Origin of the sequence: Providencia sneebia DSM 19967 (genome assembly GCF_000314895.2) — a bacterium.
Taxonomy (GTDB): Bacteria; Pseudomonadota; Gammaproteobacteria; order Enterobacterales; family Enterobacteriaceae; genus Providencia; species Providencia sneebia.
Genome location: NZ_CM001773.1, coordinates 1,895,767 through 1,913,846, shown reverse-complemented (window position 1 = coordinate 1,913,846; position 18,080 = coordinate 1,895,767). Strand labels below are relative to the sequence as shown.

Annotated in this window: 10 protein-coding genes, 3 tRNA genes and 4 pseudogenes; 3 read left to right on the top strand and 14 right to left on the bottom strand. The window is 35.5% G+C overall.

From position 1 onward, the window contains the following. Both OO7_RS07835 and OO7_RS17140 read right to left on the bottom strand, forming a co-directional pair. The coding region (locus OO7_RS07835; protein ID WP_008915412.1) for a helix-turn-helix domain-containing protein at positions 1 to 240 on the bottom strand (240 nt) is incomplete at its 3' end. Positions 241 to 1,246: 1,006 nt separating this feature from the next. Next, a pseudogene (locus OO7_RS17140) lies at positions 1,247 to 1,420 on the bottom strand (ExeA family protein); the annotation flags it as partial. 287 nt (positions 1,421 to 1,707) lie between these two features. On the opposite strand from OO7_RS17140, the pseudogene OO7_RS07825 reads away from it, so the two are divergent. Continuing rightward, positions 1,708 to 2,733, top strand: a pseudogene (locus OO7_RS07825) (tyrosine-type recombinase/integrase). A gap of 145 nt (positions 2,734 to 2,878) precedes the next feature. On the opposite strand, the gene OO7_RS07820 reads toward OO7_RS07825, so the two are convergent. From OO7_RS07820 to OO7_RS07770, 11 genes and pseudogenes are all read right to left on the bottom strand, one after another. Next, positions 2,879 to 2,965, bottom strand: a tRNA-Leu gene (locus tag OO7_RS07820). A gap of 7 nt (positions 2,966 to 2,972) precedes the next feature. Then, a tRNA-Cys gene (locus tag OO7_RS07815) sits at positions 2,973 to 3,046 on the bottom strand. Between the two features lie 26 nt (positions 3,047 to 3,072). Further along, positions 3,073 to 3,148: transfer RNA gene (locus OO7_RS07810), tRNA-Gly, on the bottom strand. Between the two features lie 152 nt (positions 3,149 to 3,300). Continuing rightward, on the bottom strand, positions 3,301 to 3,849 hold the full coding sequence (gene pgsA, locus OO7_RS07805) for a CDP-diacylglycerol--glycerol-3-phosphate 3-phosphatidyltransferase (RefSeq protein ID WP_008915410.1): 549 nt from the start codon (positions 3,847 to 3,849) through the stop codon (positions 3,301 to 3,303). Positions 3,850 to 3,906: 57 nt separating this feature from the next. Continuing rightward, positions 3,907 to 5,739 carry an excinuclease ABC subunit UvrC gene (uvrC, locus tag OO7_RS07800; RefSeq protein ID WP_008915409.1) on the bottom strand — a complete coding sequence of 611 codons (1,833 nt, stop codon included), beginning with the start codon at positions 5,737 to 5,739 and terminating at the stop codon, positions 3,907 to 3,909. Next, the gene (locus tag OO7_RS07795) at positions 5,706 to 6,401 is read right to left on the bottom strand and encodes a LuxR C-terminal-related transcriptional regulator (RefSeq protein ID WP_043892677.1); all 696 of its coding nucleotides are present in this window, start codon (positions 6,399 to 6,401) and stop codon (positions 5,706 to 5,708) included. Before OO7_RS07795 ends, uvrC begins: the two co-directional genes overlap by 34 nt. A 310-nt stretch (positions 6,402 to 6,711) precedes the next feature. Beyond that, entirely contained in the window at positions 6,712 to 7,119 is a 408-nt protein-coding gene (psiE, locus tag OO7_RS07790) for a phosphate-starvation-inducible protein PsiE (protein WP_419177243.1), read from the bottom strand. 293 nt (positions 7,120 to 7,412) lie between these two features. After that, positions 7,413 to 7,817 carry a GFA family protein gene (locus tag OO7_RS07785; protein ID WP_008915406.1) on the bottom strand — a complete coding sequence of 135 codons (405 nt, stop codon included), beginning with the start codon at positions 7,815 to 7,817 and terminating at the stop codon, positions 7,413 to 7,415. 110 nt (positions 7,818 to 7,927) lie between these two features. Then, the gene (locus tag OO7_RS07780) at positions 7,928 to 8,185 is read right to left on the bottom strand and encodes a hypothetical protein (RefSeq protein WP_008915405.1); all 258 of its coding nucleotides are present in this window, start codon (positions 8,183 to 8,185) and stop codon (positions 7,928 to 7,930) included. Between the two features lie 138 nt (positions 8,186 to 8,323). Continuing rightward, positions 8,324 to 9,724: pseudogene (locus OO7_RS07775) on the bottom strand (DUF3999 family protein). Positions 9,725 to 9,779: 55 nt separating this feature from the next. After that, positions 9,780 to 12,530, bottom strand: a complete 2,751-nt coding sequence (locus OO7_RS07770; protein WP_008915404.1) for a DUF2339 domain-containing protein — start codon at positions 12,528 to 12,530, stop codon at positions 9,780 to 9,782. 565 nt (positions 12,531 to 13,095) lie between these two features. On the opposite strand from OO7_RS07770, the gene OO7_RS07765 reads away from it, so the two are divergent. Further along, complete coding sequence (locus OO7_RS07765) at positions 13,096 to 14,019, top strand: AEC family transporter (protein ID WP_043892676.1); 924 nt, start codon at positions 13,096 to 13,098, stop codon at positions 14,017 to 14,019. Between the two features lie 287 nt (positions 14,020 to 14,306). Beyond that, positions 14,307 to 15,283 (top strand): annotated as a pseudogene (glpX, locus tag OO7_RS07760) (class II fructose-bisphosphatase). Between the two features lie 148 nt (positions 15,284 to 15,431). Here the strand turns inward: glpX and dtpA are convergent. Continuing rightward, positions 15,432 to 16,904, bottom strand: a complete 1,473-nt coding sequence (dtpA, locus tag OO7_RS07755; RefSeq protein ID WP_043892675.1) for a dipeptide/tripeptide permease DtpA — start codon at positions 16,902 to 16,904, stop codon at positions 15,432 to 15,434. Positions 16,905 to 18,080: the final 1,176 nt, after the last annotated feature.

Genomic DNA, 18,080 nt, shown 5'->3' with positions numbered 1-18,080 from the left:
AAAAGTATCTAATGAAATATTTAATACGCTGAGCATTAAAATCAAGTTATCAATCGTAATRTGGCAWACGCCACATTCATAACGCGAAACTTGTTGCTGAGAAACATTCAATTTTTGCGCYAAATCCTTACCYGTTAACCCTTGGCTTCGACGRATACGATATATTTCTTGCCCAACWGCTTTTGTGAAGATAGTTTTCATCTCTAAATCGGGGCGTTTCTCTAAACAAAATTCAGCCATATTAATACCTCTGATTAAGTTTATTTTTCACTCTAAAAACGCAACAAAATAATTTATTTCGTTGCGTTTTTGCATTTCAAGACTAATAATTATGAATATTTATTAATTAAAGAATAAAATTCTTATTTTAGACGTAGATATTATTTTTATTAGAATGATTAACCATCCATATTGGAGTATCTTTATTGTAAAATGACTTGCAGGCCTTATCACTCCTAAATAGAGTGGAATTTTACACTTATAATTTACGTTTTTTTTTGGGTAAATTCTGCGGCTTCGCCCTTCTGCCTGATTTGATTTTATAAAATGGGTCAAGTAAATTAGTGTCCAAGACAAGGCAACGAAATAAATTATTTTGTTTCCTTGCCAAAACAATATTATTTATATATTTCATATAGATATAACAAATAAATCAATAAATAACTATCGATATATAACATTACAATTTGTAATATTTCCTTTTTTAACCGACTATTTAAATAACTCGACAATTCTATGCACTCTATTTTTCTCTGCATTCAGCTTATTTATATAATCTAAAAAAGATTTTCTAAGTTTTCATTTTTCATTGAAATTTAAATTTCCAACCTAAATTAAATAAAAATATAGCTAAACACCGATTAATAGATAAAAAAACAAGGCTTTCTTTGCCGATGAACATTTTCATGATGACTTTTAAATTTAACATTCCCTCCAGTATGAGATTAAAAATAGTAAAGAATTAATTAAAATTTAAATAACCATGACCTAATCCATAACAATATGAAATGTAAATACAAATACAAATACAAATAAAATAACGTTATGTACTTCATTCATTAGCGTGCTTTTATTAATACAACTCTTTTGTTTTTTTCATTTAACCATTAACTTATGTTAAGGGATCTTCATTGTGGCTAACGTAATTTCTTTATTATTCCCTTTTTGGCAAAAATATCATATTTTATTATTCATATTCAGCGTTAATATTCCTCTTAGCCATGATGAAACTATCTAAAATCAGAACAAACTGTTCCGCCATATCCTTCAGCTGGTAACATTGTCGAATGAATGTCAGCTCAAAGTTATCCAGCTGGTGTGATAGCACGGACTCCACCAGTATGGCAGTTATTGGTTTTTCGCCTGTTTGGTACCCTGTTTACATTGCCAGCATCAGGTACAACTAAACTTGTAGCGGTGTATGGCCGTGACACCTATTTTCTCCGTGTTGTACTGGCGCCAGACCTCAGCCGGATCTGAGGAGAGCCAGCGGCAGATATATCACTTGCTACGTCTGCATACTGCCGCCAGTTTTCCTGATGCTGACCTTCAAGATACGTCGGCTAAACCATCGTAACTGTAGTTTTCGTCATCATCTGTACTGCCGTCGCGCGTCACAGGCGTCACTTTATTCTGATGCAATAGCCAAAATAAAATTAGCGATTACAGACCGTATAAAACAGAGGTAAGATCAATGCTAAGACTCGAATATCAGAAAGACCAAGAAGTAAAAAAACGAACTCCAAAGATAATTGCTATCCAAAACAAGTTTATAGAGACACTCAGCCTTTGAATTTAAGCCTATAAATGGCGGTACAGTAAGATTATGTTCGCTAGAAAGTAGTGTGGCTGAAGTTTGGACATATTATGAGAAGTATATTAACGATGAAAAAAATACTGATAACTTTAATTCACTTGTTGAGCAATTTTTAAAATCTGCCGATTTCATCGAATTATCACGAGAAACACAAAAAGACTATCACAAATATTCAAATAAAGTATTACCTGTATTTGGAAAAATGAATCCAAATAGTATTAAGCCTGAGCATGTGCGTAAATATATGGATAAAAGAGGTTTAAAAAGTCGTACTCAGGGCCAATCGAGAGAAAACTTTTATGTCTCGTGTATTTCGTTGGGGTTACGAACGAGGAATGGTAAAGCTAAATCCTTGCCAAGGTGTTAAGCAATTTAAAGAGAAAGCGAGAGAACGCTATGTCACAGATAGAGAATATGATGCATTGTATCAATCATCACCACTATTAATACAAGTAGCGATGGAACTCGCTTATTTGTGCTGTGCTCGTCAACAAGACGTATTATCCTTGAAAAAAGATCAGCTTATGGATGCCGGTATTTATATTAAGCAGGGAAAAACTGGTAAGAGCCAAATTAAAGGATGGTCCGATCGTTTGAGAAATGTGATTACGATGGCAAATTCCCTACCACTCGACCAAGATGTATCCAGTTTATTTATTATCCACCAACAAAATGGCCGTGCTTATACTAGAGATGGATTTAATAGCCGTTGGAGAAAAGCAAAAGAGCAAGCTGCCTTAAATCATCCAGAACTTTCTTTTGATTTCACTTTTCATAATTTAAAAGCTAAAGGGATCTCTGATCTCGATGGTACATTACAAGAGAAACAAAAAATATCAGGACATAAAAATATTGGACAAACGGCTCGATATGATCGAAAAGTGGAAATAGTTCCTGTCGTAGGTAATCAGAAATAATGAATATAAATTCCAAACCTCAATTTTATATTCTGAACGGATATTCTGAAAATATTATGAAGTGTGATTTAGAGCACAAAAAAAGCTACCTTAAAGGTCGCTCTTTCCTTTCCCTAACCCGTTGTTATTCAACGCGGTTTTTATTTGGTGCCCAGGGCGGGACTTGAACCCGCACAGCCTTACAGCCGAGGGATTTTAAATCCCTTGTGTCTACCGATTTCACCACCTGGGCTAAACTTTGGAGGCGCGTCCCGGAGTCGAACCGAGCTACACGGATTTGCAATCCGGTGCATAACCGCTTTGCTAACGCGCCTTCTTCTCAATCTCTTTACTGAAGATTGGAGCGGGAAACGAGACTCGAACTCGCGACCCCGACCTTGGCAAGGTCGTGCTCTACCAACTGAGCTATTCCCGCTTTAAGCTTTCGCTTTTCAAACTGGCTGATTTACTTATTTTTTTCGTAAACCTCATTGCCGTCCGATGCGTTGCATTCTACTGATTTCACCTTTCGAGTCAACACTAATATTTAAATATTTTGTTCGTTCGCTTGTTTTTCAATCATTTCGATCAAGCTTCGCTCAAATCTGCCCATGCAGCCTTCAAATATTGATACATTGACCAGAACGTTAAGATTGCAGCAACATATAATAATGCGATAGCAATGTTTTCAATCAGAGGAGTCGGACGCCATAATAGCCCAACTAAAGAGATCATCTGTGCTGTTGTTTTGAATTTACCTATCCATGAAACAGCAACACTGCTTCTTTTACCTATTTCTGCCATCCATTCTCGAAGAGAAGAAATAATAATTTCACGAGCAATCATTGTTGCAGCTGGTAATGTGACATACCAAACATCAAAGCTCTCGGTAACGAGTACTAGCGCAGTGGCAACCATGACTTTATCTGCTACAGGATCAAGGAATGCACCAAACTTGGTCGTTTGCTTCCATAACCTTGCTAAATATCCATCGAACCAATCTGTTACAGCAGCGACAATAAAAATCAATGCACAAACTAACGGGCCCCAGCTTACTGGTAAATAAAAAGCCAGCACAAAAAACGGGATCAGAATAACTCGAAATAGTGTCAACCAAGTAGGTATATTTAATTTCATCATGCTCAGTAACTTTTTGACCGAAATGGATATTAAGAATATGGTGCCCTAAGACACTCACTGTTTCAATGCATTATAAATCTTTTCTGCTAACGCGTATGAGATCGACGGCACTTTTGCAATCTCTTCTATACTTGCATTCTTCAATGGCTGCAAACCTCCCATATATTTTAGCAACATCTGCCTGCGTTTCGGGCCAACGCCTTCTATCGACTCCAATGCGCTTGTACTTTTTACCTTAGCTCTGCGCTGTCGATGCCCAGTAATTGCATGATTATGTGATTCATCTCGAATATGTTGAATAACATGTAATGCTGGCGAATCAGGCGGTAGAGCAAATCCCTCACCTTCTGGTTTTAGAAATAATGTTTCCAACCCCGCTCTACGGTCACTCCCTTTTGCCACACCAATTAATAATGGCTGATTTTTGTCCCAATCAACATCTAAAGAATTAAAAACATCTATTGCTTGCCCAAGCTGGCCTTTTCCACCATCAATAAAAATGACATCGGGTACTTTACTTTCATCAATATGTTTTCCGTAACGCCGAGTCAGTACTTGATGCATCGCGGCATAATCATCCCCAGGAGTAATACCACTTATATTATAGCGCCTATATTCAGATTTAACTGGGCCATCCTTATCAAAAACAACACAAGATGCGACAGTTTGCTCCCCCATCGTATGCGAAATATCAAAACATTCCATACGAGAAATTGATTCTAGCCCCGTAATTTCTGCTAATGAAGATATTCTTTGATGAATGGTTGATTGCTGGGCAAGCTTAGTAGATAGCGCGGTGACTGCATTTGTATGCGCTAACTTTAAGTAACGCGCTCTTGCCCCACGAGGTTGTGTCTGAATTTGAACTTTCCGACCAGCAATATGAGACAAGGAATCAGCTAGCAGTGTTTTTTCTGGAACTGAAAAATCCAGTAAAATTTCACCCGGTAATGTGCGGCTCTCACTCCCTTGCAAATAAAATTGTCCAAGAAAAGTTTGTACCACTTCTTCAAGTAAGGTTCCCGATGGAATTTTTGGATAATAGCTTCGGCTACCAAGCACTTTACCTTGACGAATAAATAGAACGTGAATACATGCCATGCCTGATTGAAATGCAACACCAATCACATCAAGATCGTCACTATCTCCAGAAACGAATTGTTGTTCTGTCACTGCGCGAACGGCTTGAATTTGATCTCTAAAACGTGCCGCATCTTCAAACCGCAAATCTTGACTTGCTTTTTCCATTCGTTCAACCAATCCAGTAAGTACTTGTTGGTCTTTTCCGGATAAAAATAGACGAACATAATTGACTTGTTGCTCATACTCTTCATCAGATACAAGGCCTTTAACACAAGGCCCTAAGCAACGACCAATCTGATATTGCAAACAAGGCCTAGAGCGATTGCGATAGACACTATCTTCACATTGACGAATAGGAAATAATTTTTGCATTAAAGCCAATGTTTCTCTTACTGCATATGAGTTAGGAAATGGGCCAAAATATTCACCTTTCGCATGTTTTGCACCACGATGGCTAGAAAGACGAGGATGTTTTTCGTGGCTCAGAAAGATGTAAGGGTAAGATTTGTCATCACGTAAGAGCACATTGTAACGAGGCTGATATAGCTTAATGTAATTGTGCTCAAGTAATAAAGCTTCAGTTTCGGTATGTGTCACAGTGACATCAATAGAAGCTATATTTTTTACTAATTGTTCAGTTTTTCGACTAGTTACATTTGCACGAAAGTAGCTTGATAAGCGTTTTTTTAAATCTTTTGCTTTACCTACATAAATAACTGTCCCCCCAGCATCATACATTCGATAAACACCAGGTTGATTGGTTACTGTCTTTAAAAAAGTTTTTGGCTCAAACTGTTCTGGCACTCTAATAAATCCTGCTTTGTTGAGATTAACCCATTATTAATAGCTATATGAGTTAATTCTACATCACTACGGATATTAAGTTTACTAAACATTCGATATCGGTATGTATTTACCGTTTTTGAACTTAATTTCAGATGATGAGCAATGTCTTTTACTGTGACACCTTGAGTGATTAACAACATGATCTCTAACTCTCTCGTTGATAACAGCTCATATAAATCCAAGTTTTCATGCTGACAAATGCGTTTTAATGCAATAAGTTGAGCAATATCGGGAGAAATAATTTTACGATGGGCATTTACTATCTGAATGGATTCAATTAACTCACCCATGCTGATTTTATAGCTTAAAGCTCCATAAATACCAACATCAAGCGCTTTCATTAAAAACACATTATAATGGCGAATATTATAAATAATGATCCTTGTTTCAGGTTGAGTTCGTTTTAGCGTTTGTAATGTTTTAAGAGATTCAAATTGGCAGGTATCATTATTAACTAAAATAATATCTGCATGATGTTGGCGATTACATGAAATGGCTTGTTCTAACATAGGTAATGATGTAACAACATTACATCTTTTATGATGCCTAAAAATAGTTGTTAATCCTCGGAGAAGAATAGAATTATCATCGATTATAATTATATTAACTTGGTTATTCATTTCAATTATATGTTTCTAGCATTGGATAATATTCACATTATATGGATATATTAATAGAAACAATGAAATTTACTTTCGAAATAGAGATTTAAGACTAACTTTATAAAAAATCGAGTAACTAATTAATATTCCTAGATATTTCAATTTAGAAAAAATAAAAACAGTTCAAAAATTTATCATATAAAATAAGTAAAATATCAATTATCAGATAAATAATTTATTTAATTTTAAGTATATTACTTTTAATATTTATATTTAATTACGATATATAACAAAGAGCTATGAGTGATAACCCTTTGTTTTCATAGAGTTACTCACGCTTCAGTTTTTCAGTATTTGCTATATATAATGCAATAACCAGAACCAAAATTGCACTAGCATGTAGTAATGTTGTCATCGGATCACTGTGGTCTACAATGATTAAGCGAATTATTGCAGTAATTCCGATATATATAAAATATCGTAATGGAAAATGGTACCCTGATAGAAAATACTTAGTAATAAGTGCAATAAATTCAAAATAAAGGAAATAAATGACAATCCCTTCTAATAATTCATAAGCTGTCGCATGTTTATCACTGCTAAACATTAGTGATGCCATAGTATAGGTTTCTTTCACTAAAAAGAATACAAGTACAATCGCTAATGAAATTAAACCGATATTAAGTACCCACTGTAAAACCCATGCAATATTGCTCGCATGACGCATATTTCTCATACTATTCATTTATTATCTTCCACTAAAGCGTTGTTCATACGAACTCAAACTATGATGTCGTATTTTCTGCTATCAAAGTAATATTGTAAACTATGTTTACGGTATTCAAGATGATAAGTGGTCTAGATGAATGTTTTACGATAGATCAGCTCTCTATTTCGCCATGACAGTAAAATAAAAAGTAAGCCTTCTCGTATCATACTTACATGTAACTTAAATAAAAATAAGTAAATTTTTCTATAAGCACAATATGATAGGTCATATTAAAGCAAACAAAAATAAACAAGTCGTTATCATGATTTCATCATGTTCATGATGTCTTGTTCTGTTAGCATTGGCGTTTTTTCAACAAAATTATAATACTTAGGTTTATTTTCAATAAATATTTGCATTGTCATTTTTGCTTCTTTGGCTTCATCGAATAATGCTGCGGAAACATAATATGATGACGGTGAAAGCAAATGATAAAATAGGTGGGTACCACATTGCTTACAAAATGCGCGCTCACCCCAAGAGGACGAAGCAAAACAAGTGATTGAATCAGCACCATCAATACTAACATCATCCTGGCAATCAATACTAAAACCAGGACCACCATTCCAGCGCTGACACATATCACAATGACAAACACTAATTTTATCAATAGATTGATGAGTTTTAATTGTTACAGCACCACAAAGACATTTACCTTGATGCATTATAGTCACCTTTTGATGTACCTATGATTATTTACTGTATAAATAAGTCATTATACGAATAAAGTAGACGGCAGGTTAATTATTTTGTCGGCTAAAAATTAGCTTGATAGCTATTTAGAGATAATACGGAATTGTCGCCCATTAAAACGCCTATCCATAATACTTTCACTGATCTCTAATTGATTAGATTCAGCCATTTCACGTAAAGATTCGATATCACCAGAATCTTGCGCCTCAATTTTATGTAATGAATGCATAGCTTGAATACTTTCATTTAAATTTATAAATTCTGTTCCTTGAGCACATATAGAAGCACTTACAGATAGAGCAATAACCATAAATAGTGTTGGAATTAATTGTATTTTCATCGCAACCTCCTAAATAATGACTTCTGTTTTAACTTAATTCGTTGTCAAAAAACAGTGATAATACGTAATCATTTAGAGAGAAATGTAAATTTTTCAATTATCTAATAACGATACACTAATTCCTTTTATCAATTAAACTCAACGAGCGTTTTTTGAATTAATTTCCCGAGCTAGATACCACCCAAAATAAAATAAGGCAATAATACCGATACTCAACAGCCCCCATAATAAAATAACCATCCAGCTATAATCATCCTCAACAAAACTACTTTCAGTCAGTTGTTCTTCACCACCGAGTCCAAGCACATTATTTGCTGTGTGAATTTTTGGATAATACTTCATCATTTCATCAATATTTAATGATTGATCAATAAGTTGCTGATAGCTCATATTTTCAGTATCAGCATAATAAGATCCCCACACTAATAAATAAGGCGCTGCCCCTTGAATATTAAATATAACATTCATGGCATCTCGTTTACCTTCAATAATTGGTGGCTTGTCATCCCAACTACCTTTTAATGCCGTCACCCGCACTTTTTTAATTAATTTACTATTTAAATTTAATGGCGGATTATGCTTTACGCCCTCATCATTGACTTGGTTATAAACAACAATATTAGTTAATGGCAGCCAATCCTCACCCGAATCAGTAGTATATTCAACTTTCAAAGGTAGAACTCGATTACTCTGCTGCAATTGTATTGTCATTTCAGTTAACGGCTGCGAGGAAGGTAGCCGATAAATAAGTTGATTTAGCGATACACCTTCATTATTTGTCACAAAACTGAGCGTTTCTTGACGCCTTGTTGTATTCTGAATTTTTATTGAAGCATCTGCACTAATTAAATCAGGAACTGTATTTTGATTACTGACTGTAACGACGAGTAAATATGGAGCACTTAAAACATCGTCATTACCTTTTAATAATTAAATAGCATTAGCTCGTACAATATCTGATTTTGAATTCAAACTCATAACTGGCTGATTATTTGCTAAGTTAACCCAATTTTGTTTATCTAGACTGGCATAAACAAATATCTTTGCTTGCCAATCATCATGACTTTTTAACCAATCAAGATATAACGTATTAATAGGAAAATGCCCTAATTGATTTTCATTGCGGGTTAATAAGTAAGCTTGGTATGTTGAGTCACCTTTTAACTGTAAAGAAGGTAATTCAACTTGTATCACTTTATTTGGTATTGCTTCGACGAGTAAATGCTGTTCAGCACTCATCCCTCGAGTATTGGGGTTGACTTGGCTTTGTTCAATACGAGAAATTAACCTTTGTACAGAGAATTTTGCATAAGAGAGCTCATTAGTCTCTTCTGCATCAAAAAATAATGCTGATGGTATTTCTTGTCCCGTCCCATTAAATACTCTTACATCTTGCAATGTATTTGAATATGCTGAATTGATATAAGCTTCAGCAGGAAGTTCAAGCCAAGCGAATGGACTATTATAATTGCTAACATCTAGTTCAATGCCTTGATAAAAGTCATAAGGATTGAGTGTTTTCTGTTCTTCACTGTACATTGGAGCCGAAAATAGAAATACACCACATAAAAAACTTATTAATAACCAGCTTATTTTATTTTGGGTTAATTTCATCAACAGCCTCCTGATTTTCTGTTCCTGATATTATTTTCGGCGGAAGTGGTGAGAAATAACCAACGACCAAAATAAGCACAGCGACAGCAATAAAGCTAATTGCTCTTGATAAGCCATCTTGCCCATAAATATCGACGAGGAATAATTTTGCGATTACACAACCAAATACGCCCGCACCAAAAAACCAATATTTCCGATTTTGCTTCATGCCTGCAAAAATCATAAAACCTAAAGCAATCACAGACCAACTTATAGAGAGAATAGTTTGCACTAAACGCGATGTGAAAAGCGCATCAAAGTCCCAATTAATATCAGCATAATCAGATAAGGCACGCAGCAATATACCGTTAAACCATAGTATGCTCAATATGATAGCCGCAAGACCTAACCCTCGGATAATAAGCAAATGAAGTTCTGTTACCCTCTTCAGCTTTTGTGTAATACCCCGTTTAATTAATAAAATCGAAGCAATACTGAACAACCCTGCTTCATCTAATGGGTTGATAAGCGGAATATAATTCCAGAAGGTTAATTTTCCATCATTGAAGTTAGCAATAATTGAAATACAGATTAACACTCCAGCCATTGGTAATGAATTATACCAATAGGTCATCGCATTACGTTTCATTGGTACTATTTTTTGGCTCTGTAACCCATATAACGTCAATATCACTAACGTAATCGACATGATATAAATAAAATAACCTAATTCAGTCATACCCCAAGGTAAAATAGTAACGAACCAATTCACCTCTGTTGCAATAAATATCAATATCAGCCAAAAAGTCGCACCATGTAAGATCCGCTGTATTTTTATATTTCGCGCATTTTGAGTATGTATAACAAATAGAATCGAACTACCTAATAGCACGGGCCAAATTAGAGAACTTTCCCCCCTGCCCATTGGGTTTATATCATCGATAAAATCGAGAATTAAATAGTAATATCCCGTTAGCCATACAATGGATTGGCATAATAAAAGGGTTATCCAGTCTGATTTAATAGCAAGAAAACGCCATAAACAAGCAGAAATAATAACAAGTGCTATAACAATGAAAATCTCAGATTCATAGCTCCAAGAAAGGATATCGGTCATCACCGGGATCCAAAAACACCAAACGACTAAGCCAATAACCAAAAAGCAGTGGCTAAAAAAATTGTAGCTTTTAAATGCATTACGATGAAGATTAAATATTGCCCCAGCACAAAAACAAGCCACCAGCAATACAGGGATCATATAAGTGCTTGCTCGGCTCCATGTATATAATGAGAAACCACCTAACAAAGTGATCACACTCGTTAAAATCAGTAACACACCGACAAGGATAAGTTTTTTATTCTGCTGCTGAAATCCGTACCATAGGAGTAATAATCCCTCGACAGACCAAATAATTGATGTCCATTCAAAAGCAAGCGCTAATGGAATTGCTAAAGTCACAAAAGCAACACCAATAACCACATTTCCTAAAGCGAGCTCTTTAGCGACGTCATTGTAACGTTTGTGAAGCTGATACCCAGCCAATAAATAAAATAGCCCTAACATAAGCGCCACGAATGCAGGAACATAGGGAATATGCGAGGATATGGCATACTGCAAAGCAATGCTGACAAATGGCGGGATAAAAAGTAACGTATAATCAACAACCATTTGTTTATCATGAGGAAAACGTAGTGAAAACAGTTGAGTTAATACATTAAAAACAATTAAATTAGCAATTAAAAACAGCTGACTGGAAACATAGTATTCTTCTTGGTAATTATTCCATCCCCATAATACAGCGACAGAATATGTCATCACCATGCCAACAAGATTTAATGGTCTCCATGTTTGCCAAACACTAATAATCAAAATAGCAATAGATAACATTAAATAATAGGAAAACAGAATGATATGGCTACCACCGCCCATAGATAATAAGACAGGCGCTAAATAACCACCAAGAGAAGCTAAAATAGCTAAGCTAATTGCGCTTTGCAATAATGCTAAGATAACGCTCGCTACACAAATCAAAGCCATTGCCACAAAAGCCATGCTATAAGGCAACATGTCATATAGCTTAAATGCGGCAAAAATGGTGATATATAAACACCCTATTGCCCCACCTTGTAATATCAGTGCAAATAAGGCTTTTTTCTGACGTAAATACCAGCCGACCGTCAATAATATCAAGCAACCAATTGCGCTAATCAATAATCTGACTTGAGGTGATAGCACATCATTTTGCACACTAAATTTTAGTAGGTAAGCCACACCTAAAAACAGCAGCAATATCCCTATTTTAGCCAATGGATTTCCTTTCCATAACCAGTTAAAGAAATGGCTAAAAATAGGCCAATATCCATCGGATTGATCGGCATTATTGCGGTGAGTTTGCTTAAGCTTATTCTCTTGATAACTCCCTTGTATATCAGAGGATAACTCAGGTATTTGAGAAGCAGCAATTAAAGACTCTGGCTGAGGTGTAACCTGCGTGGGTATATCAGGTTCAGATAACGAGTGAGGCGAATCTGTAGGCTTAGCTGGGGTTTTATTAGCAAGAATTAATTCTGTTTGGTGGTCAATATCAGTTAATTGTGCATTTAATGCTGTTTCCAATGAAGTTATACGCTGATTTTGTTGCAACACAAGGCGCTCCACACGGCTTGCTCTGTTTATTGCAACTATCGCAAGTATTGGTGAAATTATTAGCAAAATAACAACGATAAATCCAACAACTAACAAGATATCCAAAAATAGATTTCCCTAACAATTAAACGGCACAGCATATGAAAGACAATACCACCCGACGTTTAGTGTAAATAGCATTCGCTTTATTGCCAACTACATTCAGCAATTTATTACAAAATAAATATGCTCATATTATATACAGTGATAACAACAAAAACCCAGAGTATGTGTTTAAGAATAAAAAAACAAGTCTCATTATGACAAGTCATTTAATGATATTCGATTATTCTTATCAATCAATAATTCTGTTTACATCTTTATTATTATGACTTTCAATTTTAGTTATCTATATTTTTATAAAAATTATGTATTTCATCCATATTTTTCTAACTATTTATGTTATTTATATAAGTGAAATTCTAATTGAAGTAACAGCTTATTTTATCTCTAAAATAATCAAATTATGTTAGATCCAAAGCAGAGTCTTTAATGAATGAAATAGTAGAGCCTAATAGTGCAAGTCATGATTTTAATTGGTCAATACTCTGTTTAAAGTAATAATGTGCTTTCAATTTAGGATAACTATTTTGCTATAAATGTACGACCTTTCCATATTTAGAGGGATATTATGCTATTACATGTAATAATGGCGGCACTTGGACCTATTGTTTTAGGTCTAGCTGTTGGCTGGTTGTCAGGTAAATACGGTTTTATCAAACGCGAATATTCACAGGCTTTCGCTGACTTTGTTGTTAAAATTGCTTTGCCATTTGCATTATTTCTCGCAGCGGCTCAGGCACCACCATCCGTATTACTCAATATTGATTATCTGCTGGCATTAGCTGTCGGCTTAATTGTTTCTTATATTATTGGCTTTCTATCGGGTAAGTTCTTTTTCCATCACAATAAGAAAGACTCGGCAATGCAAGCTTTATCTGTCTCTTTCCCAGATATGGCATACTGCGGGCCACCCGTGTTACTAGCAACAGTTGGCACATCTGGCTTAATCGCAATGGTGCTAGGTAATTTGATCTACACCATTATCATTATTCCATTCACTTTATTAATGATCAGTGGCCGACAACAAAACAATGGTATTTTAAAATCAATCGGTAAAGCAGTTGCTCAACCATTAGTATTCTTACCAATTTTAGGTGCTTTACTCGCTATTTTTGGCGTTAAATTACCTGAAATTTTACAAAATTCAGTAAATGAATTAGGTAAAACCGCTGGGGGCGTAGCGCTATTCTTTTTAGGATTATTGCTCTCAGGCATCAAATTAAAATTTAGTGTTGAAATTATTTTTAACGTGTTCATCAAGAACTTTGTTCAGGCGGCATTAATTCTCGGTACGGGAATCGCATTAGGATTAGAGGGCGATATGCTTAAATCAGCCTTTATCATCGGGGTTCTCCCTACTGCGACCGCAGTACCTGCATTGGCAATTAGTAACCAAGCTTATACCGATAATTCGGCGGGAACAGTGTTGCTCAGTACATTAGCTGCACTCATCTCAATCATTGGTGGTATCGCCATCGTCGAAATGCTGTAGTCAAAATAACGGCAGGCTAATGCCTGCCTGTGGTTGTTGACAAAGCGGGATAAAAGCGTGGTTTTTCCCGCTTTGTGTTATCAGTCGAAAATCAATGTATTGATTTTCCTTGCTTATTTTTAAAACCTATATGACTTGCCGCCAAACATAATATGTTTGTCAGCAGTCTGCGGCAGGCTAATGCCTGCCTGTTTTAATTCACTATTGATTATTTATCCTGCCAATATGCCCACAAAAAAAGTATCATAGCCTCACTTCTTTTTTGCAATCAGGGAATCAACATGAAAATTAGCGATGAATTAGCTTATGCAATCGCTTCTGTCACTGAGGTTGCGGCCTTAGCTGCACATAATTGGGTAGGAAAACAGGATAAAAATGCTGCTGATCAAGCCGCTGTTGAGGCAATGCGCAGCCGCCTCAATGAAATTGATTTTCAGGGTAAAATAGTTATTGGTGAAGGTGAAATTGATGAAGCCCCCATGTTGTACATTGGTGAGCAAGTGGGCAATGCTAAAAGTCAGCATAAATTAGATATCGCAGTTGACCCAATTGATGGCACCCGCATGGTTGCATGTAATGAAGAAAATGCCATTGCCGTTTTAGCCGCTGCACCTACTGGTACTTTATTGCAAGCCCCTGATATGTATATGGAGAAACTTGTTGTCAGCTCTGCTGCGAAAGGTGCCGTTAGCCTATCAGCTCCTTTAGAAAAAACATCGAAAACCTCTCTTCTGTCTTAAATAAACCAATATCTAAATTATCAATTGCTATCTTAGATAAACCGCGCCATCAACATATCATTCAAACGTTACGTAATTTTGGTACGAATGTAATAACTATTCCTGATGGCGATGTTCTAGCCTCTTTACTTGCTATTTTACCTGAACATTCCATTGATATGATGTATGGAACTGGAGGTGCTCCAGAAGGGATCATTAGTGCTGCAATTGCGCGTGCACTTGGTGGTGACATGCAAGCACGACTTGTTTCTCGAGTGCAAGCTAAAGGTGATAATACACAAAATAGATTATTAGCGAAGCAAGAAGAAGCACGTTGTCAGCAAATGGGTGTGGATATTGGTGAAGTTTTGATGCTAGAAAATATGGTAAGCACGGATGATGTTATGTTTGCAGCAACGGCAATCACACCAACAGTATTTATGAATGGTATTTCAAAAGATGCCTATAGTTGTACGTCAAATACCTTACTAATTAACGGGCATAGCCGTTCACTAAAAATTATCAACAATCGCCATTTCGCTTAAGAAATTAAAATATATTGGTAATGTTAATTGTTTTAAATTTTATAGGTAACACAGCGTATACTTCACAAGTTTAATAATGAACCAAATATAAAGCGGGAAAATAACTCTCCCGCTTTATTTACACTAAATTTATAACTAGCAAACTGAATTATTCGCGCTCTAATGTCATGCGATTTAGCATTGGTGCCGTTAAAGCCATTAAAATAGCAATCACACCCGTCACAATACCAATTTTTAGGAATACATCGCTATAAACAGCCAGTGATTCTGTCGTACTCATGACATCACCTTTCGGTACAGCGGCTAATGAAGCAACATAACCAGCAATAAAGGCAGCAGCAGAGTTAGTTAAGAACCAAGACCCCATGATGAAGCCCATCAGACGCTGTGGCACAAGCTGAGCAACCATCGCCAACCCTAACCCAGAGATCATCAATTCACCAATACTTTGGAAACCGTAACAAATCACTAGCCAGCTGACGGAAACAATACCTGCATCACTTGCAAACTTAGCACCTAAAGGCAAGACCAAGAAGGCTGCTGAGCAAAGTAGCATACCAATCGCAAATTTATGTGGCATTGGTAGATGGTCGCCCATCTTGTTATAGATTGCCGCAAGAATTGGACTACCAATAATGATCCAGAAAGGGTTCAATGCTTGATATTGAGCAGGTTCAACACTAAATCCTAAAATTTCATGTTCAACATTATGCAATGCAAAGAAATTTAATGAGGTTGGCATCTGACTATACAGAACAAAGAATACTATTGCTTCTAACATCATGATCAGTGCAACAATCATACGACGACGTGCAGTGCCTTTTAGTGCAATCGTTTCTTTAATAAAGATAATAACGATACCGAGTGAAATAATCCCCAATGCTGCACGTGCAATATCCATGTTGTGCAGTAACCAAGTTGAAATGGTTACCAATGCAACAACACCCACGAGTGTAGCAATTAATTTTGAGATAACCATTGGCGCAAAGTCAGGTTTAGAACCATGGTTTGAAACCCAGCGCTTACACATAAAGAAGTTGATGAGAGTAATAACTAATCCCACTACGCTGAGTGAGAAGGCAATATCCCAACCGTAATGTTTTGCTAACCAAGGCGTTGCTAACATGGAGAAGAATGAACCAATGTTAACCGCCATGTAGTACATCGTAAATGCACCATCTAAACGCGGATCATCTTTATCGTAACAAGTGGAGAGTAATGATGACGGGTTTGCTTTAAACAAACCATTACCTACCGCTATCGTTGCAAGACCAACATACACCAAGGAAACATCATGATCAGAATAAGCGACTAAAGCATAACCTGCGATAAGAACCAACGTGCCGAGAACAATTACACGTTTAGTTCCTAATATTTTATCTCCTAACCAACCACCGATGGCGACAAAGCCGTAAACTAAGGCAGCGAAAGCCGAGAACAGAGTGATGGATTCTGTTTCTGACATTCCCAGAACTTGGCTAAGATAGATTGGGAGGATCCCCTGGAGGCCGTAATAACCGAAGCGTTCCCAGAGTTCGATAGAAAAGATTAAATAGAACGAGCGAGGCTGCTTAAACGCGTTAAGACTGACTTCCTCTTTATTGTTGTTAGTTGCGGACACTAGTTACCTCTATGACAACCTGTACATAAATAAAAACATAAAACGGAGTACTGTTTGTACTCTCAGCATAGTTATAGTCTCAAGAATTAAAGTTTATATATTCAATTATTTCAGATGTAAGAATTTGAGTTACCGAACTTTAATTTCCACCACATCCTTCTTTGAAATCAATATTACCGTCTTAGTAAGATTGACGAATCACAAACATAAAATTCAAAGAGTTAAAGCATAATTGATTATTTATTCAGCATTATTAGGTATAAATTCTGTTAATAATGCGAAAATCATTTCAGCAATATACGCTATTTATGCACCAAAAATAAAGATTTAGCTAGTATTAATTATTAAAAGGATAGTTTGATATTGTGGCATCATTCCTTTTTTTAGTTAGATTCAGTTAATATTACTCTGCATAGATAATCTGTACGTTATATAAATGTTAAGTTCATTATTTTCTTTTAAAGAATAAGTATCAAAAATTATTCATTGTGTTTACTTTTATATAATTTGAATATTTAACAGACTTATTTAGTGTTTTATGCAAACACAAAATAAAAAGTCAGAATATTCTATTGGAGTCATTTGCTCTTAAAATCCCAATATAGCCAGAACATTAACTATGCATATTAAGTGAATATCTAATCTTTTATTACCGAATTTCGGATAAACAAAGTCAATTATTTGGCTTATCCCATAAAATTTGGATAAAAAAAAGCCCAGTTAATCAACTGGGCATAATGCATTCTATTTAAGGATATTCATGAGTTCATGACCTTGAAAAATCATTACTATCAATCACTACTATAGTTGCATTATTGCATTACTTCACGTAAAGAAATGAATGATGAGGGTAAATATATGAATGTTCACGCAGGCAAACAAGAATATACTTATTACTAAGACTACACCTACTGCGAAAAAGTTCATAAGTTTTTTATAATTATTTTTTAATAAGCTAATTAAATAAAAATGAGCAAAATTTGACTGTACAGCTAAAGTGCATTTTTGGTAATTGCTTTAATGAAGTTTGCCCGTTACCTTAGATAAAAAGAAAGTTAACATAGCTATTTTTTAGATTTAAATGTATTCATGAACACTATTTTTAGCATAAATTAACATTTTTTGTTACTCAATCAGAAAATAATGTTCACGTTTAACTTATCATATTGAGTTGTT